11 protein-coding genes are annotated in these 12,548 nt (G+C 40.8%); 4 read left to right on the top strand and 7 right to left on the bottom strand.

The annotated features are described in order from the left end of the window. Positions 1–185: 185 nt before the first annotated feature. The 6 genes from PAT01_RS07465 to PAT01_RS07440 form a co-directional block, all read right to left on the bottom strand. On the bottom strand, positions 186–1,031 hold the full coding sequence (locus PAT01_RS07465) for a DUF4198 domain-containing protein (protein WP_024033999.1): 846 nt from the start codon (positions 1,029–1,031) through the stop codon (positions 186–188). A gap of 34 nt (positions 1,032–1,065) precedes the next feature. Further along, positions 1,066–1,575: a DUF2271 domain-containing protein gene (locus PAT01_RS07460; protein WP_054983579.1), complete on the bottom strand. Its 510-nt coding sequence runs from the start codon at positions 1,573–1,575 to the stop codon at positions 1,066–1,068. After that, on the bottom strand, positions 1,575–2,207 hold the full coding sequence (locus PAT01_RS07455) for a PepSY-associated TM helix domain-containing protein (protein WP_154945254.1): 633 nt from the start codon (positions 2,205–2,207) through the stop codon (positions 1,575–1,577). Before PAT01_RS07455 ends, PAT01_RS07460 begins: the two co-directional genes overlap by 1 nt. Positions 2,208–2,329: 122 nt before the next feature. Then, positions 2,330–2,728: a YbaN family protein gene (locus tag PAT01_RS07450; protein WP_024033997.1), complete on the bottom strand. Its 399-nt coding sequence runs from the start codon at positions 2,726–2,728 to the stop codon at positions 2,330–2,332. 128 nt (positions 2,729–2,856) lie between these two features. Then, positions 2,857–4,176, bottom strand: coding sequence for a porin family protein (locus PAT01_RS07445; protein ID WP_024033996.1), 1,320 nt, complete (start codon positions 4,174–4,176; stop codon positions 2,857–2,859). A 102-nt stretch (positions 4,177–4,278) separates the two neighbouring features. Next, the gene (locus PAT01_RS07440; protein ID WP_004586011.1) at positions 4,279–4,761 is read right to left on the bottom strand and encodes a MarR family winged helix-turn-helix transcriptional regulator; all 483 of its coding nucleotides are present in this window, start codon (positions 4,759–4,761) and stop codon (positions 4,279–4,281) included. Positions 4,762–5,293: 532 nt separating this feature from the next. On the opposite strand from PAT01_RS07440, the gene PAT01_RS07435 reads away from it, so the two are divergent. The 4 genes from PAT01_RS07435 (at position 5,294) to PAT01_RS07420 (ending at position 11,272) form a co-directional block, all read left to right on the top strand. Continuing rightward, the gene (locus PAT01_RS07435; RefSeq protein ID WP_154945253.1) at positions 5,294–6,154 is read left to right on the top strand and encodes a D-hexose-6-phosphate mutarotase; all 861 of its coding nucleotides are present in this window, start codon (positions 5,294–5,296) and stop codon (positions 6,152–6,154) included. Positions 6,155–6,175: 21 nt separating this feature from the next. Beyond that, positions 6,176–6,709: a PH domain-containing protein gene (locus tag PAT01_RS07430; RefSeq protein ID WP_154945252.1), complete on the top strand. Its 534-nt coding sequence runs from the start codon at positions 6,176–6,178 to the stop codon at positions 6,707–6,709. Then, positions 6,702–8,246: a PH domain-containing protein gene (locus PAT01_RS07425; RefSeq protein ID WP_154945251.1), complete on the top strand. Its 1,545-nt coding sequence runs from the start codon at positions 6,702–6,704 to the stop codon at positions 8,244–8,246. Before PAT01_RS07430 ends, PAT01_RS07425 begins: the two co-directional genes overlap by 8 nt. 206 nt (positions 8,247–8,452) lie before the next feature. Next, positions 8,453–11,272 (top strand): TolB family protein, encoded by a 2,820-nt coding sequence (locus PAT01_RS07420; RefSeq protein ID WP_154945250.1) that lies wholly within the window; start codon positions 8,453–8,455, stop codon positions 11,270–11,272. A gap of 84 nt (positions 11,273–11,356) precedes the next feature. On the opposite strand, the gene PAT01_RS07415 is transcribed toward PAT01_RS07420, so the two are convergent. Further along, the gene (locus PAT01_RS07415; RefSeq protein ID WP_126008625.1) at positions 11,357–12,502 is read right to left on the bottom strand and encodes a tetratricopeptide repeat protein; all 1,146 of its coding nucleotides are present in this window, start codon (positions 12,500–12,502) and stop codon (positions 11,357–11,359) included. Positions 12,503–12,548: the final 46 nt, after the last annotated feature.

Below are 12,548 nucleotides of genomic sequence, written 5' to 3'. Positions count from 1 at the left end.
AGAACCCGAAGGGCAGCACATGTTTGGCATTTATGCTGCGTTATCGCCTATTTATGGGGGATAACCACACTCCATAGACTCTGCCTTGCCTAAAAACCAAACACACTGCTGCAAGTTCAACCATCAAAGCTCAACACGCCCTGAAAACTTGGCCTTAATTTATTGTGTAAATTGCGTGAAAAAAATTATTCAGGTGCTACTTCTAACGTCGTGAATAGAGCATAACGACCGGCATCTACGCCTTCTTCGTTTACTTTAACTTTGTTAGAGGTTTCGATTAGGTATAGGCCTGGCTCTTTCCAGGTTGTGCTAAACATGCCGTTTTTGTCGGTTGTTACTTTTATTTCGCCACGTTCGTTACGGTAGCGTGTATCGCCTTTTAAAATGCTTACTTCAATGCCTTCGCCCGCTGGCTTGCCATCTTGTAGTAACTGAAAACGCGCTTGCTCGCCAACAAATAAATCGTTTGGATGCGTTGGGCCGCTAAGCTCAAGGCCTAAGCCAAGTTGTGCAGGCTTAGAAGTACCGTTACGGCTTACAAATGTATCTACTGTAGATATAACTTTAGTTGTGGTTACATCTTTTGCATTGCTTGGTAATTTAGCTTCTGACTTTTTACCAAATACGCGCTTGCGCTTACCTTCTTCGTTTTTGTAGAAGGTCATGTACATTGGCTTTTGCGTCATGGCAATGTGGTAAGTACCTTCTTCTTTTAGGCTTACTGCCGCTGAGCTTTTACGCTTTAGGTAATAAGCACGAATGGTCTCAGACACTTCTTCACCGTTTGGTGCAAGGGCCATAAGTAGTGTGTCGTCGTACTCTGCGCCTTTTTCTTTTGGTTTAAAGGCTTTGTCGGGGGCAAATATTTCGTTAGAAATACTCGCGTCAATCATTACGTAGTGCGCTTTGTCGCCAGATAATGACGTGTGCGAAGGTAATAACCAGCGCCCATGTGCACTTGCCGATGTAGATACCAGCGCCGATAAGCTAAGTGCGCCAATTAAAGCCGTTTTTAATAAATTAATTTTCATTGTATTTCCTTAAATTCAAATGATTAAGTAGCAGCTACTTAGTGCTTACGGTTACAAAACTTGTCGAAAATTCTTTTTTACCTTCAATGGTCACTTTGCCAGCTTGCGATAAATCAAGCTCTACGCGGCTGTAATCACGGCCGCCTTCTTCGCGCACAACCTCAATGTTTAAAAGGTATTTGCCAGGCTTTACGGCATTGCCGTCTAAATCTTTACCTTGCCAGTTAATGGTGTAAGTACCTGCACGCTTAGTTGCACCACTTATGCCGTCAAAGTTAATGTCGGTTTTACCCGCTTTACGCCACCATTGGCGCAAATCTTTAAACCATTCTGCTTTTTGAACCCATAGCGCAAGCGTCGTTACGTGTTTACGCTTTGGCGTTTCTAGCCAAACAGCTACGTATGGGCGGTGGTAAGGTTGTACATCAAGATCGGGTAGGGTTAATTCAATCTCTAGCTGTGGCGTTTGTGCCTGCGCAGTTGTTTGAAATAATGCGGCAACCATTAATAGTGCTGCACTTAGTACCGTACTTACTTTTAACATTAAGACACTCCTTTAATTTGTGGCACCCAATATAAATAAATAACCAAAGGCGTTGCTATGCCTAAAACGGTTATCCATATTCCTGCTAAGCGTTTTTTTCTGTTTTGAAATAAAATAATCATCCCGGTGATTGAAAAAATAATCATCAATACCGCTGAAATATCAATAACCCAGCTCCACACGGCGCCACTGTGGCGGCCTTTGTGTAAATCGCCAATCAGGCTTAAAAAGCCACCGGTTTGGTAATCTAGGTTTAGCTCACCGGTTGTAAAATCAAGCTCTGCGTAAGCAAAACCTGCCGGTAGTGGGTAGTCGAGCATAACCAGCGCGTCTTCTTTTTCCCACTCAATGCTTTTAACTTTAGTGAGCGCGTATTGCTCGGCAAAAAACGCTTCTATGTCTGGGTAGAGGGTGGGTAATGTATCTAGTTGAGTATTCGCTTTAGCCATTAACGCCTGAGGAATAGCGGTACTTACTTGGCCGTTGTTTTTGTCGTTTTTAAGCCAATCAACATGGTTAAGTACAATGCCGCTAACGCAAAATAAAATAAGCAAAAAAAACAAAGCTGTAGAAATATAAATATGGAGCGCACGGCTTGTGCTGTACAAAGCCCGCTTATTAATAAACGCCATAAAAACAGTAATTAAATTAAATTTAGAACATGATAATCATTTGCATTAACTATTACAAATTTACTTACTTAACTTTACATTAAATTTTTGGCAAAACGGTGTGTGCATGCAAAAAAGGGCGGTTATTTAGCACTTGGTGGGTGCGAGGGCCTTAAAATTAGGTAAATCATAACGGCTATTTCAATTACGCCAACAAGGTAAATAACCCAAACAGGGGCGTTTGAGTAAAGCAAAAATACAAAACCAATAAGCATACCAATCGCGGCGTAGCATTTTGCTTTTACAGGCACTACTTTATGCGCTTGCCATTGTTGTAAGGTAACGCCGTAGCGAGGGTGGTTAAGTAGCCAGTGTTCAAGCGCCGGTGATGAGCGAGTAAAGCAGGTAAGCGCAAGAATAAAAAAAATGGTGGTAGGCATAACCGGCAGCACAATACCAATAATGCCAAGAGCCACTAACAATAACCCAAGTGCTTTAAGCCATAAGTTTTTATAACAAATAAATACTGCTTTTATATTCACTTAGGCTCTTTTAAGTAATGGCTGTTAGTTAGGATTGTAGGCCAAATAGTTATAAAATCGAACCCTATAAACGCAAAAAAGGGCAAACTAAGTCTGCCCTTTTAAAATACTAAATATGTTTTACTTATTTAGAAGTAGTAACCTACGTTGATGTTAAAGCGACGTTCTGTGTCGCCATCACCTGCAACAGAGCCACCAATAAATGGCTGGTTACGTGCTTGAATAAAGTCAAAGTAAGTAAATAATGCACCGGCCGATACGCTCATGCCTGTAACGTTCATCCACGTATCTGGGCTGTCGTCAGACTTGTCGTAAATAATGCCGTAATCGTTGTAAAATTGAACGCCTGTTACTGGGCCCCAATCAAGCGATAGGTCGTAAGCTACGTTAAAGTTGGTCATGGTTGCTTCGCTTGATACGGTATCGTAGTAATCAAACGCGCCAACTACAAAGCGGTTGCTGTTGTCGTCTAGGTCGTAGTCGTACTCGCCGTGCTGAAATTGAATATTCCAGTTATTAATTTGGCTATTTACATGAAACGCCCATGCGCCGTAGTTACCTGCACGGTCGTTACCGTCGTGCAAACCACCGCTTAGTAGTGATACGCCAATATCGGTTTTAGCGTTTTCACTGTGCTCAATTTGATACACTGTACGACCAGCAAAGGTATTGTACTCACCAAGGCGTGAACCTGGTGCGTCGTAGGTGCCTTCGGTTGTTGCACGGCTACCAACAATATCGTAAGAGTAACGTTCGTTAACTTCTGAGCTGCCATCAACGCCGCCTACTTCATCATTTTTGAAAAAGCCGAGGTCTAGTTTCCAGTTGTCTTTAAGTTTACGGTTTACTGTTACACCTAAATCAAAGTCATCTTCTAGGCCAACGTAGTAGTTGGTGCTAAAAAAGTAGCTGTGTGAGTTGTATGGGCCGTTACCAAACGGTACAGGTGCAATACCAGCTTGCGCTTCCCAGCCATCTGTAAATTCGTAACCTAAGTATGCATACTTAACAATGGTCATGTAATCGTAAAAACGAAAATCACCATTTACAGAAATATCGCTAATTTCACCCGATAAGTTAAGGCGAAATACTTCAAAGTCTAAATCGCCGCCACGGTCTTGCGTGTCTTCATCGTAGGTGTTTGTGCTGTAGTTAAAACGTACGGCACCGCCAATTTTAATGCCTTCATCTTCTTGTTCAGGCGCAGCGGCGGCAACAACAACTTCTTTGTTGTCGGCCTTTTTACTGATCTCGGCAACTTGTTGTTCGTGTTGCTTGTTGATTTGGCTTTGCTTTGATTTTTCATCAGCAAGCTGCTGTTCAAGCAACTGCATTTGTTGCTTAAGCTGCTTTAATTGGCTTTGCAGTGTGTCGAGATCGGCTGCATGAGCAGTGCTTGCTGCACCGCCAAGCATTAGTGCTAGCGTTAATTTTGAGAGTTTAGTCATTGTTGATGCTCAGGTTTTGATTAAAAAATAAAAAAATTCAAGGTGCCCAAAAGCCCCTTACGAATGATGTAAGAACTAATTTAAATTTATTTTTTATTTTTTTTATTTATTTGGTGTTTGAGTTAACGCGCCTACCTCTAACAGAGGTGATGCGTCTAACTTATCAGCATCCATCATTGCTGCAACGCGTTGCATAGATGAAAGCAATAAACTTTGCTCCCACTCTGCAAGTGCAGAAAACTTTTCAATAAAGTGTTCTTGCAGTGGCTGAGGTGCTTTTTCTAGTAACTCTTTCCCTTGCTCGGTGAGGTATAAGCTCACTCGGCGTTTATCCATTTGACTACGAACGCGTGTTACAAGGTTTCTGCTTTCTATTCTATCAAGAATATTAGTTACAGTAGCCGGGCTTAAGTTAACATTCTGAGCGATACGGCTTGCTGTTATTCCATCGGTGTGCGCTACTTCTTGCATTATAAGCAATTGTGGGCCTGTTAAACCTGATGTTTTATTTAGCTGCTTAGAATGTAAGTCAATCGCGCGGATTACTTTACGTAAAGAAACTAATAATTCGTCATATTTTTGCATTTGCTTATCTCGTCGATGGGCCAAAGGTGTGCCGTAATCGCGAAATGTTACACATCAAATAAATTGAATTCAAATAATAAATTAAGCTTGAGCCCATGTTTATTGGTTTTTATTAGTTTGAGCAGAAACTAAAATAGTATAATTTTGTTTAAAACTTATTAAATGTTATTAGCATATTGTTTGCATTGTGGTGCGCACACTACGTATGTTGTGAATAATTGGCAAGTCTTATGGTTTAGACTTTAGTATTATACCCACCTGCATTAATACCTTAATAAATTTAACATGCGTTTGCCTAAGCTTAGCCGCGGTTTTACTGCCTTAAAGCATGGCCATTATTTATACGCATTAGTGTTATTTATAACAGCTGTTATTAATTGGTAATTGTTTGTAAGTTAGCTGTGTATGTATTAATCGCCAATGAACAAATTATGCACGCAATGTTTAGTGAGTATAGCGTATACTTTGCACATGCATTATTGTTTATATGCACATGTTAAAAATCTTTAATATCAGCATTGTAGGGAAAAACATGAAATTATCGCCATCAGTTAGCATTGAACAAAGCGAAACCGGCCTAGAGTTTATAAAAGTTGCGAGCTCGAAGTGTGATGCAAAAATATTTTTGCAAGGCGGGCAAATTACCGAGTTCATTCCAAAAAATAACAAGCCACTTATTTGGGTCTCTAAAAATGAGACGTTTCAAGAAGGGGTGAGCATTCGCGGTGGTATTCCTATTTGTTGGCCTTGGTTTGGTAACCATGAAAACCAAGATTGGCCAGCGCATGGCTTTGCACGTACCAGTTTATGGCAAGCTGATGCTGTGCATGAAGATGATGAGCACATTACAATTAGCTTAAACTTACCCATGAAGTTAGTTAACCCAACGTATTGGCCGCACCACTCGGCGTTAAAGGTTGAGTTTGTATTGAGCGAGCAATTACAGGTGCGTTTAACAACCACTAATTTAAGTAATAGCCCTTTTAGTTATACGCAGGCTTTGCATAGCTATTTTCCTACCTCAGATATAAAACACACCCATGTAGAAGGTTTACAAGGCGCGCAATATATTGAATTTGGCGAAGGGCCGTTTGCGCAAAATGCGCCAGTGAAGTTTACCCGCGAAACCGATATGGTTTATACCCAGGCCGCTAAGCAGCAACACATTCACACCCCAGATGGGATTATTAATGTAAGCCGCGAGAACTCAAGCTCGTGCGTGCTGTGGAACCCATGGATAGAAAAATCTAAGCGTTTATCTAATTTTGCTGACGATGAATACCTGAGCATGGTGTGTTTAGAAGCCGCTAATGTGTTAGAAGATAACGTGACACTTGAGCCTAAACAAAGCCATACGTTAGTTACTACAATCAGCTGGGCTAACAGTCAGTAAATAGGAAAGGTACTTAAAATCGTGTTTGATAATCAGCAAGTAATGGATTTACCAAAGCATAGCGAAATACAGCTCAACCCCTTGGCCGATAAAGCGTTACTACACGTGCAACTTAATTGGCTGGCGTTTTACATTCCTTTTTGCGCGGTACTGTTTGCTGTTTGTTACTTTAACGAAGCGTTTGCTAACAAAGCACAAACCTACTTGCTGATAGGCGTGCCTATTTTAATATTGCTTTCAATGCTTTATAACGCCCTGAGTATTAAGCTGCAGGGCTTTGCGCTGCGCAATCACGATATTGCGTTTAAAAAAGGGGTTATTTGGCAGCAAATAACGATTTTGCCCCTCGCGCGCGTACAGCATATGGAAATTCACCAAGGCCCCATTGAGCGAAAACTAAAGTTAGCCAGTTTAAAGTTATTTAGTGCCGGCGGGGTCAGTGCTGATTTACAAATAAGTGGTTTAACCCACGAGCAGTGCAAAAACATACGCAAATTTGTACAAAATTATCGCCAAGACGGCACACCCGCGCAGGTTGAATTAGCAAATGAGTAATACCATTAGCGAGGAGCAAAGTAGCTCACTACATTGGCAAAAAGTATCGCCTTGGGCGGTGTTGTATTTTGTGGTGTATTTTAGTGTGCGCTTTGTAAAAGACGGGCTTTTAAACCTGCTGCCTATGCTTGTGGTGTTTGTAACACAAGTAGAAAACAAGCTGTTTTGGGCTCAAGTTGCAGGTGCTATTGCGTTAGTGACACTACTAATATATTCAATTTTATATTACATAAATTTTAAGTTTTGCATTAGCGACGATCACGAAATTTTGCTTAACAAAGGGGTGTTTAAAAAAGAGCGCCTAACGCTAAAGTTTTCGCGCGTGCAAAACGTTAATATTGCTGAGCCCTTTTATTTTACGCCCGTTAATTTGGTTAATTGTATTTTTGATGCCGCAGGCAGCGTAACCCAAGAGGCGGTATTGCCAGGTGTTACCAAAGCCTATGCACAGCAAATGCGTAAACAAATTTTTGCCTTTAAAGCGCAGCAGCAACCCGACGAGCAAACACCCTCCAGCGAGCATTTTGAAGCAGAAAATAGCTTACGTATCAGTAATAAAGAAATCGCTAAATTTGGCTTAATGTCTAATATGGCTATATTAGCAATGGCCGCTATTGCGCCTTTTATAAATGTGTTGGTAGATTTTTTAGAGCAGCAAATTATTGCTAAGGTAGAAGGGTTTTATCAGCAAGAGCTTGGTTTACTGGCAAGTGCTGCAACCTTTGCCATGATAACGCTTATTGCTTTGCTTGTTTTAACGGCTGTGATGTTGTCGGTAGGTATGTCGCTTATTCGTTTTTATAACTTTGAGCTTTACTTTAAAGGCCAAAAATTTAAACGTATTGCCGGCTTATTAGAGCGCCATCAGTTGTCTATGAGCATGGATAAAGTGCAATCTATAGTTATAAAACAAAACCTAATGGGGCGGTTACTAAAGCGTTTTACCGTTGAGTGTTTACAAGCAAGCAGCGGCGGTATAGCGGCGGGTGTTGCTGCTAAAAAAAATAAACAAACCTTAGTGTTACCCGTTTTAAATAACGAGCAAGTAGATAGCGTTTGCCAATGGATTTACCCGTGGTTTAATAGCAAAAAATTGCAGTTTAACGGCGCAGAACCGGCCTTACTTTATAAAAACTTGAGCTTTTATGCCTTAATTCCAAGCGCTATTGTACTGTTAGGCTGTTACTTAGGTGACTTTAATGCCTGGCTTAGCTTGGGAGTGTTACTTATTTTAGCGGGGTTGGTAACGCTTGCTTATCAGCGTTATGGCTATTATTTGCATGAAGACAACGGCCGTTTTTACATGGTGGTACGCAAAGGTATGATAGGTGTGCATTACCGTGTGTTTGAACTGTATAAAGCGCAAAGTGCACGCAGTATTAGTACCTACTTTATGCGCCGCGCAGGGCTTAAAAGCCTGTATATACAACTTGCATCAGGGTTTGCCTTTATGCCCTATATAAAGCAGCAAGATGCTGATTATATAATTGATTTTACTCTTTATCAGGCAGAGTCAACGCAGCGCAACTGGATGTAATTATACCAATCGACTTACATATTTAGCCTTTTTAGGTTGCCAAATAAAGCGTTAACGGCGTTATTGATTTTTCATGTAAAACAAGGCATTGCTTAATTTAAAAGCTTATAAATTATACACTTTCATAAGCTTTGTTACATTTTTTTACTGCAACATTAGTTGGTTTAATAATACTCTAAGTGGTATCAATCATTTAAAGGATTATTATGAAAAAATCATTCATCGCTGCCTCTTTGTTATTAGCCACACCTACCTTAGCTGCTGATTGGCAAACTATTCATACCGAGCACTTTAATGTGCATTACAGCACCGAAAACGCCGATTATGCTAAATCGACAGCGGTCGAACTTGAAATAGTACGCAGTAAAGTGCTTGAGCAGCAAAACCGAGCGCTTGATAAAGTAGTTGATGTGGTGGTGTTTGATCCCCTAAATGCGCCCAACGGCTTTGCTTTACCTACTTCTAATAATCCTTTAATGGCCCTTTTTACCACGCCCCCACAATCAGATACGGTGGTTTCTAACATTAGTGGCTGGCAGCAATTACTGATATTGCACGAATATATTCACTTAGTGCATTTAGCGCAGCCCACACGCAACACGTGGCAGCAAAAAATACGGGGTGTGTGGGATATTTACGACTTAACTTACAGTGATATGCCGCGCTGGGTAGCCGAAGGTTATGCAACCTTACTTGAGTCAAAAATGACGGGCCGAGGACGACTATTTGATAACTACACTGAGTCAATGCTCATTGAGTTTGCTCAGCAGGGGGCATTGCCTAGCTATAGCCAGCTAAGCGATACAGAGGGCGGTTTTATGGCTGGCTCTATGGCGTACTTAATGGGCAGCCGGTTTTTAAATTGGCTAGAGCAAACTTATTCAGCGCAAATGCTCGATGCCGTTTGGACACGTATGCAGGCAGTTAAAAAGCGCGATTTTAACGAGGCCTTTACTGGGATATTTGGCCAAAGTGCGGCTAAGTTATATGGCCGCTTTATTGCACAATATACCTATAAAGCTATGGCAAAAGAGCAGTCAGAGCCTGCGCTTAACAGCGAGCTGTGGTTAAAGCTTAACTTATATGCAAGCAACCCTGCGCTTTCAAAAGATGGCAGTAAACTTGCGATTGTTGAGCGCGATAAAGATAAAAAAACCAAGCTTATTATTTATAGCACGCAGGATAATACTAAAGCTGAAGATGAATTTACAAAAGCACAAAAATCGCTATTAGAAAACGATGCATTGGATATACCCGATAACGCCCCGAGTGTATTTAAACGTGAGAAAAAGCACATATTAAATCAAATAAACAGAGCGGGAATTGCTAATCCACAATGGGTAAATAACAGCACACTCTACTTTAATGCTTATACACGTGAAGAGACGGGTATTTATAACAAAGTGTCTGATATTTTTAGTTATAACACCGAAACCGGAAAAGTTGAGCAGTTAACTAAACTTTCTGGCTTACGCCGCTTTAGTGTTACAAACAATGGAGAAACCCTTTACGCCGAGCAAGTACGTGGTGGCTACTCAGAATTAGTAAAAGTAGACTTAGCAACGCAAACCATTACCCCTTTATTTACTAAAAGCTTAAAAACAGCTTACGACTACCCAATTTTTAGCCCTGATGAAACCCAATTAGCTTATGTATCAGCCAATTTAAATGAGAATTGGCAATTGTATATACAAGATGTTGCCAATAATACTCGCCAAGCCGTGCCTATGCCAAACGGGTATCAATACCTAAGCCAACCCAGCTTTAGTAAAAACGGAGAAAAAATTTACTTTGTAGCCGGATTAAAAGGCTCAACTGATATTTATAGCTACCATATTGCAAGTAGCACATTAACTAAACTTACCCAGGGCCAAGAAGCCGTTGCCCACCCACTAGAAACAAACGAAGGGGCATTACTTTATTTATCTATTACTGCTGATGGGCCTAATGTAAAGCAATTACCGAGTACGCTAGAGGGTGAAGTAATCACCGATTTAGCACTTGATAATAGCGCGCCACTGCTTTTAGTTGATCAGTACACTTTGCCTAAAGCAAAAATATATAGCGACAATGTAGGTAAACAAAGCAGCTACGATGTGCTTGATCAGCATGCGAGCCTAGCGCTTGGCGCACAGTATTACTCGGCCGCTTCAAGTGCTTTAAATATAAATATTAAAAGTAGTGACTTACTTAAACAGTTAGACCTTCAAGCGGGCTATAGTGTTGATTTAAATGATGATGCTTTGCACGGTGGGTACGCCCAAGCAAAATATAATGCACTGCCAGTTAAGCTTAAATTGAGTGTATTTGATTATGATTTAAATACTGCAAAACAATACCAAGTGAGCGAAAATGCAGATGTATCTGCACGAGGTGGTTTTGCAGCCTTAAGTTACCCGATTAAATACGCGGCGTTTAGCATAACGCCAGAGCTGGCTTATAACTATACCGATTATAAACAAGACTATAATAAATGGGCACGCATAGGCATTACACAAAGCTGGCAGTACGACCGCCAAGCATTTGCTATAGGGCAAAGTGTTAATGCCCAGTATTACGATGGCAGCAGTAAAAACAATAATTGGGATGGCTACGATTTAGCGGCCAAAGTATTTGGTAAAGCGTTTGATGTGCCGCTTTATATTAATTTTACTCAAAAGCAGCGCGATGATAGCAGCTTAGCGCTAGGCGGATTTAGCTCAAACCTAATTAGCGAGCACCAAAATAGTGAGTTTGTGCTTTCACCAGAGCTGCCATTTTATAGCACAACTGCTGAGCGCTACATGGGTTATGGCGGTGGTTTTAGCTTTAAAGAAGGCATGCCGTGGCTTTATTACAAACAGCATCAGGTAGATGATGCGGTATACGCACAAAGTTATGGTTTAAAGTATCAAGGCAATTTTAGCTTTGGATTAGGCCCCGTCGGTGTGAACGATTTAACTTTTAATATGGGATTATCGCGCGTAGAGGGCGATAGCTTTGAGGATGAAATGCGCGGCTGGTTTAGCTTTTACTACTCGCTTTAAATAAATTGCGATAACACGCTAATGCACTTGTGTAATAAGTGCATTAGCAAAAGCCGCGTTTAAACTAATTTAAAATAAAGATGATTAATTGTGCTTGTTTAGCGACGCAAGCTTAGCTTGATATACGTTTAGCCTTTCTTTATTGCGCTCATATTGGATGGCTTTTTCAAGCAAGCTTTGTGTTTGCGCTGTGTTACCTTGTTGGTAGCGAATTTTAGCCAGCTCTAAATAGAGCTCCGATATATAAGGGGCTTTTGCAATGGCAAGTTCGAGTTGTTTTTTAGCTTGAGTGACCTTGCCCTGATGTAAGTTATTTTTAGCAATAACGAGTAGCTCGTAGGGATCTTTTTCTTTATCAACAAGCTGGCTTGTTAGGCGTTTTTCTAGTGTTTTATCTCCCAGCTCTTTTGCTAATATTCGATAGTTATTAATTAAATTTATACTTATATCGTTTCTATCAAGCGCGGTTTGGTAAATCATGTGAGCGCTTTTTAAATCGCCTGCACGGCGGTGCAGCACGCCGGCTATATTAAACAGTTCTGCATCGTTTGGGGTAAAGCGGTTGGCTTGCATAATTAAAGAGTAAGCCTTATTAAGGTTGTTTTCGGCTAGTGCCGTAGCGGCTAAGTTGCTATAAAAATTAGAGAGTAAATCGTTATACGTAGCGCTGCCTGAATAAAAGCTGCCGCGAGTGGGGAAGTAATCAATTAACGTGCCTGCGCGAATTATTACAATAATATCTTCATCTGTTTCTTTTTTTGGGGCGTAAATTTTCGTTCTAAAGTGGTTAGCAACATAAATTACATTGCCCTCTTTGGCATACACAGGTTCGCTCGTCATTTCTTGAAAGCTGGTTTCGAGGTTTAAAAGCTGCGCATAGCTTTGCGTAAGTATGGCTAAACTAATGCAGTTACCTTCTGAGCGTTCAATCGCTTGTTGGGCTGTGAGGGTGGCGCCATCATACTTAAAGTTGGTGAGCTGGTTTTGCAGGTAATTAAAAATAATTTCATCAGCGCGTACATTGTTTAAACGCGAGTGTGCGTAGGTTAAAAATGCGCTTTTTTCAGGCTCCGACAGCTCAAAAATACTGTGCTCGCTAGGTGTTTTAACCTGCTCGAAAAGCGAGTGATTTATTATATGGGTAAGTTGTACTTTTTTAATTGGCGCTTCGGGCGGGGTGCTACTGCAAGCAGTTAGCAATAAACTAAGTGTAAAAACTAAATATTTCATATATCACCTCACTGTGATTTTTAACATTACAGTGAGGTGATTTTTT

The sequence above is a fragment of the Pseudoalteromonas atlantica genome (genome assembly GCA_007988745.1).
GTDB lineage: Bacteria > Pseudomonadota > Gammaproteobacteria > Enterobacterales > Alteromonadaceae > Pseudoalteromonas > Pseudoalteromonas atlantica.
Note: the sequence above shows the minus strand (reverse complement) of the source record. Positions and strands in the feature narration are given on the sequence as shown.